The sequence below is a fragment of the Larkinella soli genome (assembly GCF_003703975.1).
Taxonomy (GTDB): domain Bacteria; phylum Bacteroidota; class Bacteroidia; order Cytophagales; family Spirosomataceae; genus Larkinella; species Larkinella soli.
This window is the reverse complement of the sequence record NZ_QTJY01000004.1, coordinates 325,679-339,456: the sequence shown is the minus strand read 5'-3', so window position 1 is coordinate 339,456 and position 13,778 is coordinate 325,679. Positions and strand designations below refer to the sequence as shown.

Sequence of the window (13,778 nt, the reverse complement as noted above, 5' to 3'; positions counted from 1 at the left end):
ATGACCGGCTGCCCTGAGCGCCGAAGCACCAGATCCCTCATTCCTCGGGATGACAGACCTCTCCAACTCCCTAACCCCTAAAATCCTTAACGCCTAAACTACCCATGTCCTCCATCCAACTCTTCACCCCTGAGCAGCAGCAGCAGATCATCCAGGCGATCCGGTCGGCGGAGCTGGAAACGTCGGGGGAGATTCGGGTGCATATCGAGCCGCACTGCCCGACGCCCGAAGTGCTCGACCGCGCGGTGCAGGTCTTTCACCAGCTTGAGATGGATAAAACCGCCCAGCGGAGCGGAGTGCTTTTTTACCTGGCTACCGAAGACCGGAAATTCGCCGTTCTGGGCGATGAGGGAATCGATAAGGCCGTACCGGAAAACTTCTGGGAGTCGACGAAGGAAATCATGCGGGATCATTTCCGCAACGGGCGGTTTACGGAAGGTTTCTGTCAGGGAATCGAACGGGCCGGCCGGCAACTGCGGCAGTATTTTCCCCGCCTGACCGACGACACCAACGAGCTTTCCGACGAAATTTCACATTAAATGAACCTACGCTTCGTCTTATTTCGCTTTGCTCCACCCGTCCGTGTCCTTGCGGCTTTGCTGCTGGTTCTGACCTCGTTGTGGGCGTTCGGGCAGGATCAGGGCATTCCTGACAGGCCCAATCCCCCGCGTCTGGTCAATGACTACACCGGCATTCTGAGCGCCGGGGAACGGGAGCAACTGGAGCAGAAGCTGCGCCGATACAACGACTCGACCTCGACCCAGATCGTCGTTCTGATCGTCCGCACCACCGATCCCTATCCGATCGGGGACTTCAGCTTTCAGGTCGGGCGGAAATGGGGCGTCGGGCAGGAGGGGAAAAACAACGGCCTCGTACTGACCTGGGCCACCGACACCCGCAAAGTCTTTATTGCGACCGGTTACGGGCTGGAAGGTGCAATTCCCGATGCCATCGCCAAACGGATCGTCAGCCAGATCATCATCCCGCGATTTAAAAATCAGGAGTGGTATGCGGGGCTGGATGAAGCCACCACGGAGATCATCCGCCGGGCCAGCGGAGAGTACCAGGCCGAGGGTTCGGAGGAGGATGGCGGGTCCGGGCTGGGTTTCATACTGATTATCTTTCTGGGGATTCTGCTCCTGATCTGGATCGGCCGGAACCGGGGCGGTGGAAATCGAAATCGCAACCGGGGGGGCGGCTTTTTCCCCTTACCCTTCCCGCCGACCACCTTTTCAGGTTGGGGCGGCTCCTCCGGCAACTGGGGAGGGGGTGGCGGTGGCGGAGGCTTCGGCGGTTTCGGGGGCGGTAGTTTCGGCGGGGGCGGTGCCGGCGGTGACTATTGACACCGGCGATTACTGTACCTCACCGTCGACGACAAACTGCTTTTTCTCTAACCAGGCCAGCTGCTGGAATCCTTCCATGTGATACCGCTTGACGGTGCCTCCCCGGGTTTCCAGCCATACTTTCCGCTCCGATTCATACAGCGAGTTTTTGGTATTCAGCGTGGCGTCGATGCGCCGGGGCTTCCGGCTGGCCGGGTCCACCTGGACGCGCAGATACCGGACGGTCAGGTGTTCACCGGGCTTCAGGCGGTATTCGTACGTCAGGGAATCCGGGCGGGTTTTCTGGTAGCTTGCCTGATAAGCCTGCTTGTTGATGTCGGCCTGAAGGAACAAATCCAGTTCCCGGCTCCAGTTGATATCTTTCACCGTCTGGCGCTCGCGCTGGCTGCCGAAGCCCACCTGCTTGACGACGGCCGGTTTCTGCCGGTCGAGCTGACCGATCTGCTGCTCAACGTAGGATTTCAGGTCGTAATAAGTGCCGACGGGCGCTTCTTTTGCGGGGTTGTTACAGCCGGCCAGCAGCAGAACGAAGGTAATTCCGTACAAAAATTTCATAGCGATAAAAAAGCCCCTGTCCGAATCCGTCAGGGGTGCGTGATGCGAGGCCCTTTGTCTGCGAACACCATCGCGGGCCGAAAAGTTGCGCAGCGCTGCAGGCAGTTCGCAAACGGAAACCCACCTGCAACGCTGCGGCCGACTCAGGAAACGATCAGGCTGCGGCCTTTCATTTCGTCGGGCTGCGGAATGCCCATCAGTTGCAGAATCGTCGGGGCAATGTCGGCCAGAACCCCGTTGTTCAGCTTCGGATGATACTCGCTGTCCACCAGAATGCAGGGCACCGGGTTGGTGGTGTGGGCGGTATTGGGCGTACCGTCCTCGTTGATCATATAGTCGGCATTGCCGTGGTCGGCGATGATGATGGTCGAATATCCATGCTGCAGGGCGGTCGTGACGACGGCCTGCGTACACTGATCGACGGCCTCGGCGGCTTTCACGGCGGCTTCGAATACGCCCGTGTGACCCACCATATCGGTATTGGCAAAATTCAGACACACGAAATCGACTTCCTCACGTTCCAGCTCCGGAAGGATGGCGTCGCGGATGTCGAAGGCGCTCATTTCCGGCTTCAGATCATACGTAGCCACTTTCGGCGACGGGCACAGAAGTCGCTTTTCACCCTGGAACACCTCCTCGCGGCCACCCGAAAAGAAGAACGTCACGTGCGGGTATTTCTCCGTCTCCGCAATCCGGATCTGCTTCCGGCCGGCTTTCGACACGACCTCACCGAGCGTATTGCTCAGGTTGTCCTTGTCGTATATGATCTTGACGCCCACGAAGTCGCTGTCGTAATTCGTCATCGTGACGTAATACAGGTTCAGCTTCTTCATATCCTGGTCGGGAAAGTCGCGCTGAGTGAGCGCCAGGGTAATTTCCCGGCCCCGGTCGGTGCGGAAGTTGAAACACAGCACGACGTCGCCGTCCTGAATGGTCGCCACCGGGCTGCCGTCGGGCTGCGTCACGATGATCGGCTTGATAAATTCATCCGTCACTCCGGCGTCATAGGATTCCTGAACGGCCTGAAGCAGGTTTTCGGGCGAAGTCTGTTGGCTGCCGACGCCTTTCACCATGGCATCGTAGGCCAGTTTGACGCGCTCCCAGCGGTTGTCCCGGTCCATGGCATAATACCGCCCGACCACGGTGGCAATCCGGCCGCCGGTGGCGTTCATGTGCTGCTCCAGTTCTTCGAGATAGCCGTAGCCGCTTTTGGGGTCGGTATCCCGTCCGTCAGTGAAGGCATGAACGAATACGTCGGTCAGGCCCCGGTTATGGGCAATCGAACAGAGTGCTTTCAGGTGATTGATGTGCGAGTGAACACCTCCGTCGGAAACCAGCCCGATGAAGTGTACCTTCTTTCCTTGTACTTTGGCGTAATTCAGCGCATCGACCAGGGCCGGCTCGTTGTCCAGCGTCTGTTCGGCCACCGCCTTGTTGATCTTGACCAGGTCCTGATAGACGATCCGGCCGGCACCGAGGTTCATGTGGCCGACTTCCGAGTTTCCCATCTGCCCCTCCGGCAAACCTACCGACAGCCCCGAAGCCAACAGATGGCTATGAGGATATTTAGGATATAACGAGTCGACAAAGGGGGTGTCGGCGGCATCGATGGCCGACACTTCCTTCTTGCTGGCGATGCCCCAGCCGTCCAGAATCATCAGGATGACTTTCTTGTTCATAATGCAAAACTACCACAACAGGTTAGCGATCAAACCCTTGATCGAATCAGCCGCAAAGATAGACCAGTCGCGGAAAGTTTGCCTCCCTCCCGGATATTATATTCCGATTAAATACGCGCATCAGCGCCGGAAAACCGGTCTGGGACGCTCCATCAGTCGAACCGGCACAGGGAAGTGACATGATCCCGACTGCCGTCGGTCACCCAGGCATCGAGCTGGGCCGGGTCCTTCATCTGCTGCCCGCGGGTTCGGGGCACGGCCACGTAGCCGCACGAAACGTCGGACAGCGCCGACATATCGCTCCAGAGCTTTTCGATCTGAGCCACCGGGTAAATATCCTCCTGACCGTGTCCCCATCGGTATTTGACGTCTTTCAGCGTCACGTAGGTCGGGATGCGGTGGGCCACGCTCCGGACGGCTTTCGCCAGCAGGGCATCGTCGCCGTCCTGAAGGTCCTGCCGGGTCAGCCCGAACAGGGCCAGCAGCGGATCCACCTGAATCCAGGTGGTCATGGTGTTGTAATAGCTCAGGTTCAGCTCGTCCTCCTCCCGGGGCTGCGCCAGCCCTTCCAGCAGCCGGACATGGCCGTTGACGCGGGCCAGCCCACCCCCCCGGTCTTCGATCCGGCGGGGAACCACCTCGAAGGTAAGCATATGGCCCGACGCCAGGTGATAGCCCAGCACGGCGGGGTCCACGTCGGCACCCAGCGTATCGATGTTGTGCAGCATGATCGTCTCGACCTGGGGGCGTTCGGCCAGCAGCCGGGCCAGCGTCCCGTTGCGCAGCAGGTTCGACACCTCATACCAGTGGCCGAGGGGCGAAAACCGCTGGGAAGCAATGTTATCGACGTAATCGGACCCCTCGCCTTTCGACTTGGCCCAGCCGATCAGCGTCTGCCGGACGGCATCCCGGACCTTCTGCTTGTTTTCGTCGAGTGTTTCCTGCGGCATTTCCTCCCACATGAAGCGAAGGTCGCGCTCCATCGGTACGAACCGCTGCCCGATGGAGCGGCCCGGCGACAGGTAGGTCGGCCCGGCAAAACCGAAGTTTTTCGTTTTTTCCAGCGCCTGCCGGATCGGTTTGTGGGTCAGGTAGCTCGTCGCGACGAGGTGCGGAATCGGGCTGCCATACTGTTCCGAAACCCGCCGGGTCTTGGCCAGGTGAATCTCCAGAAAGCTGCGGTGTACGCCGTCGATTTCCACGAACGGATTCAGCGCCTTGATCACCCCGGCCCCCTTGGTCCAGCGGCTGCCTACCCCGGCGGCCAGGCTCAGCACGGCCACTTTGCCGCCCCGGATGGCCTCTTCACCGGTTTTGACCGAGCCGGCGAGTTCTTCCAGGCGGGCGAGGTCCTCGGGCTGTACGTCCTCGATCGTCGTATCGACCGACAGGCGGTTTCGGGCCAGACCGATCCGGCCTTTCTGGAGGTCTTCCCGGATTTCTTCGTGCTGGATATAATCGAAACCGTTCTCTTTCTTGATCCGGTCGGCTTTCTCGTCCTCGGCGGAGCGGTTGCTCTGCGCGCCCGGGTCCGATACCTTGAACAGGTTGCTGACGATGGTCCGCAGCAGCGGGTAGGCCAGGTTGTTCTGTTCGCAGTAGGTCGTAAAGAAGTCGATTTCGGCCCGGCGGATGTAGGAAATCGAAGCCGGGTCCCGGCGCACCAGTTCCGACACATGAATGCCGTAATACTGCTCCGGCATCAGGGCCTCCGCGCCTTCGCGCAGGGTGGCCCAGGTTCCTTTCCGGTTGATGCTCCAGTTGTAGACCACCGGCTCCATGGCAAACGGCAGCGCGGCCGAGAGTTCTTCCTTGGTTTCCCGCAGGATCTCCAGCACCTTCATCTTATGGCTCTCGTAGCCGTCGGGGTTGACAAACATGCCCATGCCCCCGCCCGACATCCCGCCGAGCATCAGAAAGCCGTAATAATTCGGACCGAAGGCCTTTTTGGCTTTGGCGATGATCTGCTCGGTGAAATGGGTCGACGCCCAGGGAATAATGGTTTTGATGGGAGATTCCCAGTTTCGGGCGGTATTGGCCCCCAGCTTTTTGATATCGCCTTCCCGAATGGCCTCCAGGATGTTGTTGAAAATCTGATTGGTCTGCCGGCGGCCGTCCCATTCCTTCTCCCCGCGGAGCAGGTACTTCTCCGTCACCATCTCCAGGATGGGGCCGACGTTGGAAGCCATCCCGCCGTGCATCAGCACCAGGGAGTTCATGATCTTTTCGTCGACGTCGGGATGGATTTCCTCTCCCTGCAGCACGCGGTGACGCGGCAGCAGCGTGCCGCGGCTGATACCGAACTCCGGGTCGCCTTCCTGCGAGAACGTACCCTGAATGGCTTTGATACCGGGCCAGACTCCACCGGAGTCCTGCCAGCCCCCGCCCGAGCCGCCGATCCACTCGCCCAGGATGGCCCGCGACGCCACCAGCCGGCGTTCGCTTTCCTCCAGACCGCCTTCCAGCGTTCGGGTCTGGCCGGTGGCCCGCATGAGCAGGCTGATGATGGAGCCGAGCAGGTTGGTCGAAACGGCAAAGCGGGACCCCTTCGGAATGTCGTTCACTTTCGTGACCAGTTCGATGCCCATACCCGGCGCCACGATGCGGGACAGGATATCGGGCAGCGACTGGTTGGTCCCTTCAAACGAGGGGGGAATCAGGCCGGAAGCAATGACGCCGGCTTTAACCAGACTCAGGTAATCGTTCCCGAAGTTGAACAGGTCGGCCAGGTCGTGAATGTCCTTGGTGGTGTTGAGGTCGATGCTCGTCAGGCGCAGCACCGGGTCGGGAATGACCCGCACGTAGCAGTTCAGGGGGGGCCGGATGTCCCTGTCGCGGCCGAACACGCCCAGGTCGATGGAGATGTTGATCACCCGCGCGCCTTCCGGGTAGTCCATGCCCAGAAAGAAAATATCCGACCAGCCGCTGTGGGTCAGGTCCATCCGGACGGAGGTCTGCTCGTGCAGGATCGGATAGAAAAGCGAATCGGCCGGTCGTTTCAGGAGCCGGGGGTGGATTCGGATGGGATGTTCTTCGCGATGACCGACCCGGAACATCCACTGATTGCCCCTGCTGGAACGAACGCTCTTCCGGACCTGATCGGCTAGGATCTGGAACGAGAGGTGGTGGTAGCTGTCGGCCAGGGCGCTGAAGAGGGCCGCATGGGGGCCCTGTTGGTCCAGCTCGTGAAGAAAGGTCGAAATGGCGTGTTCGAAACGGCGGGAAAGGAGATCCTCAAAGCCGGAATAGGGTATTTTTCCGATGGGCGGGGTTTCTTTCGCTTCCATCAGGAAAAACCGAAACCCGGCATACAGAAAGAGAATGGCCCGGACTTTGTCGTACAGGTTCGGCGTCGACTTTCGGAAGTCATCCAGTTCACGCAGGGCACCGAGCAACTCCTTTGCAGAGAGTTTCCGGCTTATATCGTAAAAAGACCGATCCCGTTTTTCCGGTTCAGCCGAGGTAATGGTCTCGATAAAAACATTCATGGGTCAGACGGTTCGGCTGTTCGCTTCGGCCAGAAGTTCCACAATAGTCGTCAGGGTTTCGCTGTTCGCTTCACCGGCCAGCCCGAGCGCAATCTGGGCACGGAGCAGCCCATGCCGCCGGCTGAGGTCATAGCGGTTTCCTTTCACTTCCAGAGCCAGGTAGGTTTCGGCTTCGGCCAGCTGCTGCAGGGCCGGCGTCAGCATGATGTTCGTGCCGCCCTGCGCGATGTATTTCTGAAGAATATCGAAAATGGCGGGGGTGAACACGTGCATCCCGAAGAAGCAGAGGTAATAGCCGACGCGCAACCCCGGCGTCTGCAGCTCCAGTTCAGCCACGCTGAGCGACGGTTTTTCGATGATTTTTTCAATCTGATAGACGCCGTTCCGATTGGCGACCTGCTTACCGGTGAGGGTTCCGTAGCGGCTGATCTGGTGCTCGATGGTCGGATTAACGGCCGAAACCGAGCAGTTTTCCTGGTTGGCCAGTTCGAGCAGCTGGGCCGCGCAGCGTTTCTGAGCGACATTGGAGACGTACAGATAATCTCCCAGCAGGAGCAGGAACGGTTCGTTATTGACGAACTCCCGGGCGCAATAGATGGCGTGCCCGTAGCCGAGCGGCTCGCGCTGCTCCGCAAAATGCACCCGGCTCAGTAGATGATCGATCTTTTCGGCTTCCTTCTTTGCCCAGTCCACGCCCTTGAACGAACTGACCAGATTATCACGCAGGGACGTAAACGCCCGGATATAGCGGTCTCCGTCGCCGGGAGCGCAGACCACGCCAAGCTCTTCGATACCGCTCGAAAACGCTTCTTCGGCAATGATCTGAATGGCCGGTTTGTGCAAACCGTCGGTGTCGATCACCGGGAGCATGGCCTTCTGGATGGTATCGGCTACCGGATACAGGCGTTCACCGCGGGCGGCCGCAGTAATCACCGCTTTCTTAATTTTCATGACTTGAACAAGGTATGTAAAGGGATCTGAAGCAGGCTGATGTTACTGCATGATGCGCTTAATCGGACAGGCAATAAGCAGTCCAAAATAATGGAAGGTCGGCAAGAAAATACGAGAAGAGGGAAATAATTACTTTAAATAGCTAAAACCGGTAACAAGCGTTTCGGAAGCCGGTATAATTAAAGGAAATAATTGATCAATTTTGACTGATCCGCCCTTCAGGCTGGGGCTGAAGCCGATGCTGTTCAACCAGATACTGAAGGAAGTTACGGCAGCAGCGGTAGATAATCTGATAGACCTGCTCGAAGAATTCGGCGTCTTCGTAATAGGGGTCCGGCACGCTCAGTCCGCCCTGGCCGGGGTCCTGCGGGTCGGGATCGAATTCGCGGAGCAGAAAGGTATTTTCTTCGCTGTAAAGGCCGATGCTCCGGTGGCTGAAATACTGGATGGCGTCGTAGTTGGCTTCGTCCATCGCCACGAGGTAATCGAACTGCGACAGGTCTTCACCGGACAGTTTGCGGCCGCGGTGGGTCAGTTTCAGACCGTGTTCAAGGGCATTCTCGCGGGTTCGTCGGTCGGGCAGTTCACCGAGGTGGTAGGAGGACGTGCCGGCGGAGTCGCAGCTGATCAGCTGCTCCAGGCCCTGGTCTTTCACCAGTTGCCGAAAGACCCCTTCCGCCAGGGGTGACCGGCAGATGTTTCCCAAACAGACAAACAGAACACTGATCATACTATCCCTGCACCGGCCGGAACGGCTTATTCTTTTTCTATCGGTTCGTTTTTTTCATTCACCAGCACGTAAACGTCCTCGGTCGGTTTGCGCATGAGGTAGTTTTCGCGGGCGTATTTTTCCTGCAGGCGCGGGCTTCCCAGGATTTCCTTCTGCTGAGCCTCCACTTTCTGAATTTCTTCGCGGTAATAGATCCGCTGGGTTTCCAGGTCCTGGAGTTTCCACCAGTTGCGGACCTGGGAGATGATGTCGTTGGTATCGAAAAACAGCATCCAGACCAGCAACCCTACGCCCGTGGCCACATAAAAATTCTTTGCGAGTCGGATGAACTTGTTCAACATGGTTTTCTTAAGGTAAAAAGGCCGGAACGCTGCTTCGCGAAGCAGCGTTCCGGCCTGAAAGCTACAGCTTGATTCCCGGGAAATAAGCGATCTCGCCCAGTTCCTCCTCGATGCGGAGCAGCTGGTTGTATTTCGCCATCCGGTCGGAGCGGGAAGCGGAGCCGGTTTTTATCTGGCCCGTGTTCAGCGCCACGGCCAGGTCGGCGATGGTGGCGTCTTCGGTTTCACCGGAGCGGTGCGACATAATATTTTTGTAGGCGTTGCGCTTCGCCAGATTGACCGTATTGATGGTTTCCGTGAGCGAACCGATCTGGTTCACTTTCACGAGAACGGCGTTGGCAATGCCCTGTTCGATGCCCTGCTGCAGGCGGGTTACGTTCGTAACGAACAGGTCGTCGCCCACGAGCTGGGTTTTCTTGCCGATGAGGTCGGTGTGTTCTTTCCAGCCCTTCCAGTCGTCCTCGGCCATGCCGTCTTCGATGGAAATGATCGGATATTTCTCGACCCATTCCTTCCAGTAGTTGGCCATTTCGGACGAGCTGAGTTTATCGCCGGTCGATTTTTTGAAGTGATACGTACCGGATTCCGAATCGTAAAACTCCGAGGTGGCGGCATCCATCGCCAGGTAGATATCCTGGCCCGGACGGTAGCCGGCTTTCTCGATGGCCTGCAGAATGATCTGGATGGCCTCCTCGTTCGACGGGATGTTGGGAGCAAAACCGCCTTCGTCGCCGACGTTGGTGGACATGCCCTTGCTTTTCAGCACTTTTTTCAGCGAGTGGAACACTTCCGTTCCCCAGCGCAGGGCCTCGGAGAAAGTGGGTGCGCCCACCGGCATCACCATGAACTCCTGGAAGTCGATGGAGTTGTCGGCATGGCTGCCGCCGTTGAGGATGTTCATCATCGGAACGGGCAGCGTATTGGCGTTCACCCCGCCGACGTACCGGTACAGGGGCAGACCGGCCTCCTGGGCTGCGGCTTTCGCAATGGCCAGGGAAACGCCGAGGATGGCGTTGGCACCCAGACGGCCTTTATTGGGCGTACCATCCAGATCGATCATGATCCGGTCGATCATACTCTGGTCGAAAACCGAAAGGCCCACCAGTTCCGGAAAAACCAGCTCGTTGACGTTCTGAACCGCTTTCAGGACGCCTTTGCCCACGTAGCGCTTCGGATCGTCGTCGCGTAGTTCAACCGCTTCGTGCGAGCCGGTCGATGCACCCGACGGAACGGCTGCCCGTCCCAGAAAACCGTTTTCGGTACGAACGTCAACTTCAACGGTCGGGTTACCCCTCGAATCCAGAATCTGTCTGGCATGAATGGTCTGAATGATACTCATTGTGTCTTTAAGGATGATTGATTTGCAAATGAAATAAAAGCAGCGTCCTGATTGGATTTGTGCAAGCAATTATATACTTTCCAGCAAAAACAGTTACCGAAAATTTTGGTGACAGCGCCTGATTTTTGCCGTACAAAGTAAGTAAAATTTTCCGTCTTGTACGGAACGGTATCTTTAAAATGCCGTCGGCCGGCATTTCCATCGGGCCTCTTTGCTGCTCAACGTTTCTTCTCGATTCTTAAAGAAAACCCATCCAAACCCTGTTCATTTCACGATGATGAGAGTTTATACCGCTGCGCTTTATAGTATTCGCTATTCTATTTTGGTTTTATATTTACTTGCCCAAACATATGAGAGTTTCAGTCAGAACAGCGCTGACTTCCGGGCTCATCAGGGCGTTATCGATCTCTCTGCTTACGCTTACTCCTCTGCCGAACCGGTTGCTTTGGATGGGGAATGGTTTTTTCAGTGGAACGGTTTTGTTGATTCGGCCGCCGTTGTCCGGAGCAGGCAATGGACTTCCGTGCCGGGTTCATGGAAAAGGTACGCCGGTTCATCCCTGCTGTTTCCGCGTAATGTCGGGCACTGCACCTACGGCCTGCGAATACGACTGCCCGAGCCGGGGAAAGTATGGGCCCTGCGCCTTCCCCATATCCGGATGGCCTACACGTTGTTCATCGACGGCCGGCCGGTGACCCGGACGGGAAATCCGGCCCCGGGTCCTTCGACGAAAACGGCGCTGACGGCGAAGGTCGTTTCCTTCTTTGCACCGGACCGGGACGTCTTTCTGCTCTTTCACGTCGCCAACTACAACTTTCCCCACGGCGGTATCTGGAAATCGATTGAAATCGGCAATCCCATCGTGATCACCCGGCGCCGGGAAAGAGGTATTTTCTACTCTTCCATGATCGCCGGTAGTCTGTTTATTATCGGTATCTACCATTTTATCCTCTTCAGCCTCCGGCGCAAGGACCGGGCACCCTTATTTTTCGGGCTTCTTTGCCTAGTGTCCGGCGTCCGGGAAAGCCTGAACCTTGAAAGCCTTTTTTACCTGATTTTCCCGGATTCTACCTGGCTTCAGACCATACCGGCCCTGCATTTCTGCTATTCGGCCGGCTTTATCTGCCTGATTCTTTATCTAAGTTGTCTTTTTCCGACGATCGTGAGCCGTACCGGGCGGAATCTGGTCGCCGGCTACGGCCTGTTCAATGTGCTGGTGGCCGTTTTTCTGGACTCCGCGAACTATACGACTTTCAACCCGGCAAGCTACGTAATCGTAGCCCTGCAATTTGCCTATTTTCTCTGGATCGCCGTCCGCGCGATCCGGTTGAAGGTGGAAGGCGCCTGGTGGTATCTGACCGGCCTGCTGATCCTGATGATGGCGGGCTTTCACGACATGTTTGTCGGTGCGGGAATTCACCGCACTTACCATTTGGTTTCCTTTGCCATCCTTCTGTTTACGTTATGTCAGGCTACGCTTCTGGCCATCCGGTTTTCCAGGGCCTTTGCCCAGTCGGAAGCCCTCACGGCCGAATTGCAAACCGCCAACCTGACCATCGAGGAGATGACCATCAAAAAGCAGGAAGCCGAGCGACGCCGGGAGGTCGACGAGATGAAATCCCGCTTCTTCTCCAACCTCACGCATGAGTTCCGTACACCCCTGACGCTAATTATCTCCCCGGCGGAGCATATTCTCCGGATCACCGGAAACGGCGGGCCGGTTGAGCCGGCTTACCTCCGCAGGACGTTCAATACCATCCAGCAGAACGCCCGGCGGCTGCTCCATCTGATCAATCAGCTGCTCGATCTGTCGAAGCTCGAAGCCGGCAGCATGAAAGTGACCGAGTCGAAGGGTGACCTGAGCTATTTCATCGGCGAACTGGTCAATCACTTCCGTCTGGCGGCCGAAAGTAAACACATCGAGCTGGTCTACCGGACGGAATCCGTCCCGGAGCAACTGCTGTTCGATGACGAGAAAATTGAAAAGATCGCCTACAACCTGATCTCCAATGCCCTGAAATATACGCCGGACGGCGGGTGGATCGAAATCGGGCTGTGTTCGGTATCTTCCCGTCCGGATGGGCAGTTGACGATGCGTCTAACGGTGGCCGACAGCGGGATCGGTATTCCGGCCGACAAACTTTCGTCCATCTTCAATCGGTTTTATCAGGTCAATGACGCCCGTGCCCGCTCCGTGGAGGGAACGGGCATCGGCCTGGCGCTGGTCAGAGAACTGACCGATCTGCTGCAGGGACGGCTTTGGGCCGAAAGCGAAATTGACCGGGGAACGACCATTTCCGTCGAGTGGCCGGTCCGGACGCCCGGTGAGAATGCGTCGTCCTTTCTTCCTTACCCTCTGCACCAGACGTATCTGCCCGAGGTGGCTTCCGTCCGGACGGAAGCCACCGGGCCGTCGGTTCCGTTCGATAACCATCGGCCGCTGGTGCTGATCGTGGAGGACAACGAGGACCTCCGCGAGCTGATCGCCTGTAGCCTGGAAGGGAAATATAACCTGCTAAAGGCTGCAAACGGAAAAGAGGGTTGGGAAATTTGCCGGCGCGAACTGCCGGAACTGGTCATCAGCGACGTGACGATGCCGGTGATGGACGGCATTGAATTAGGGAAACTTATTAAGGAAACCCATGCGACCAATCACATTGCCGTGATCTATCTGACTGCCCGGACCGCCCCGGAAAGCAAGCTGGAAGGCCTGTCTACAGGAGCGAACGACTACCTGACCAAACCGTTCGACCAGCAGGAACTTCAACAGCGGGTGGCCAACCTCCTCCACCATCAGGAAGTTCTCCGGGACTTTTACCGGCGGCAGTTTCTGGAGAGCCGCTCCCAGCAGAAAGCGGAATCACCCAAGAATCCTTTCATCGGTGAACTGCAGAAGATGGTCGAGTCGCAGCTCGACAACTCGGAACTGTCGGTAGAATCCCTGGCCGATATGGTTTCGATGAGTCCGCGGACTCTCAACCGCAAGCTGTCCGCTCTGGTCGGGATGACGGTCAGCGAATTCATCCGTACCTACCGTCTGCACAAGGCCGCCGACCTGTTAAAATCCGGACACACGGTTTCGGAAACCGCCTATATGATTGGTTTTGAGAGTCCTTCCTACTTCGGACAGTGTTTCAAAGAATTGTTCGATACTACCCCCTCCGACTACATCCGCGGCAGTTTGTCCGAAAATTAGTAGTTATTGTCCGAAAACTGAGAGCAAGTCCGTGGGGGATTTCGGACTTTTGTTATGTACTTTTTTTCTCTGTTCATTCTGTTGATCCTGGTAGGAATCCCAAGGAACCTGGGATTCCTACCTTCTTTTGCACGGCTGCCTTTTCCTTCAACGATT

10 protein-coding genes are annotated in these 13,778 nt (G+C 57.3%); 3 read left to right on the top strand and 7 right to left on the bottom strand.

Going from position 1 to position 13,778, the window contains the following annotated elements; all coding sequences use genetic code 11:
- The first annotated feature begins 104 nt into the window (after positions 1-104).
- Together DX909_RS13195 and DX909_RS13190 are read left to right on the top strand one after the other, a co-directional pair.
- The gene (locus DX909_RS13195) at positions 105-539 is read left to right on the top strand and encodes a TPM domain-containing protein (protein WP_206512998.1); all 435 of its coding nucleotides are present in this window, start codon (positions 105-107) and stop codon (positions 537-539) included.
- Positions 540-1,343 carry a TPM domain-containing protein gene (locus DX909_RS13190; protein WP_128545642.1) on the top strand — a complete coding sequence of 268 codons (804 nt, stop codon included), beginning with the start codon at positions 540-542 and terminating at the stop codon, positions 1,341-1,343.
- 9 nt (positions 1,344-1,352) lie between these two features.
- Here DX909_RS13190 and DX909_RS13185 read toward each other — a convergent pair whose 3' ends face one another.
- The 7 genes from DX909_RS13185 to eno all read right to left on the bottom strand — a co-directional run bounded on the left by DX909_RS13185 (position 1,353) and on the right by eno (position 10,426).
- On the bottom strand, positions 1,353-1,898 hold the full coding sequence (locus DX909_RS13185; protein WP_128545641.1) for a hypothetical protein: 546 nt from the start codon (positions 1,896-1,898) through the stop codon (positions 1,353-1,355).
- A 143-nt stretch (positions 1,899-2,041) separates the two neighbouring features.
- Positions 2,042-3,577, bottom strand: a complete 1,536-nt coding sequence (gpmI, locus tag DX909_RS13180) for a 2,3-bisphosphoglycerate-independent phosphoglycerate mutase (RefSeq protein ID WP_128545640.1) — start codon at positions 3,575-3,577, stop codon at positions 2,042-2,044.
- A 152-nt stretch (positions 3,578-3,729) separates the two neighbouring features.
- Positions 3,730-7,065 (bottom strand): UTP--glucose-1-phosphate uridylyltransferase, encoded by a 3,336-nt coding sequence (locus DX909_RS13175; RefSeq protein WP_128545639.1) that lies wholly within the window; start codon positions 7,063-7,065, stop codon positions 3,730-3,732.
- A gap of 3 nt (positions 7,066-7,068) precedes the next feature.
- Positions 7,069-8,016, bottom strand: coding sequence for a UTP--glucose-1-phosphate uridylyltransferase (locus DX909_RS13170; RefSeq protein ID WP_128545638.1), 948 nt, complete (start codon positions 8,014-8,016; stop codon positions 7,069-7,071).
- Positions 8,017-8,212: 196 nt separating this feature from the next.
- Entirely contained in the window at positions 8,213-8,746 is a 534-nt protein-coding gene (locus tag DX909_RS13165; protein WP_128545637.1) for a low molecular weight protein-tyrosine-phosphatase, read from the bottom strand.
- A 26-nt stretch (positions 8,747-8,772) separates the two neighbouring features.
- Positions 8,773-9,087, bottom strand: a complete 315-nt coding sequence (locus DX909_RS13160; RefSeq protein WP_128545636.1) for a septum formation initiator family protein — start codon at positions 9,085-9,087, stop codon at positions 8,773-8,775.
- 61 nt (positions 9,088-9,148) lie between these two features.
- The gene (gene eno, locus DX909_RS13155; protein ID WP_128545635.1) at positions 9,149-10,426 is read right to left on the bottom strand and encodes a phosphopyruvate hydratase; all 1,278 of its coding nucleotides are present in this window, start codon (positions 10,424-10,426) and stop codon (positions 9,149-9,151) included.
- Positions 10,427-11,084: 658 nt separating this feature from the next.
- Here eno and DX909_RS13150 point away from each other — a divergent pair.
- Positions 11,085-13,622, top strand: coding sequence for an ATP-binding protein (locus tag DX909_RS13150; RefSeq protein ID WP_164851274.1), 2,538 nt, complete (start codon positions 11,085-11,087; stop codon positions 13,620-13,622).
- Positions 13,623-13,778 lie beyond the last annotated feature (156 nt).

Coding starts and splice junctions, on each gene's coding strand:
- DX909_RS13195 (WP_206512998.1), top strand. CDS start 105: ATGTCCTCCATCCAACTCTTCACCCCTGAGCAGCAGCAGCAGATCATC.
- DX909_RS13190 (WP_128545642.1), top strand. CDS start 540: ATGAACCTACGCTTCGTCTTATTTCGCTTTGCTCCACCCGTCCGTGTC.
- DX909_RS13185 (WP_128545641.1), bottom strand. CDS start 1,898: ATGAAATTTTTGTACGGAATTACCTTCGTTCTGCTGCTGGCCGGCTGT.
- gpmI (WP_128545640.1), bottom strand. CDS start 3,577: ATGAACAAGAAAGTCATCCTGATGATTCTGGACGGCTGGGGCATCGCC.
- DX909_RS13175 (WP_128545639.1), bottom strand. CDS start 7,065: ATGAATGTTTTTATCGAGACCATTACCTCGGCTGAACCGGAAAAACGG.
- DX909_RS13170 (WP_128545638.1), bottom strand. CDS start 8,016: ATGAAAATTAAGAAAGCGGTGATTACTGCGGCCGCCCGCGGTGAACGC.
- DX909_RS13165 (WP_128545637.1), bottom strand. CDS start 8,746: ATGATCAGTGTTCTGTTTGTCTGTTTGGGAAACATCTGCCGGTCACCC.
- DX909_RS13160 (WP_128545636.1), bottom strand. CDS start 9,087: ATGTTGAACAAGTTCATCCGACTCGCAAAGAATTTTTATGTGGCCACG.
- eno (WP_128545635.1), bottom strand. CDS start 10,426: ATGAGTATCATTCAGACCATTCATGCCAGACAGATTCTGGATTCGAGG.
- DX909_RS13150 (WP_164851274.1), top strand. CDS start 11,085: ATGGCCTACACGTTGTTCATCGACGGCCGGCCGGTGACCCGGACGGGA.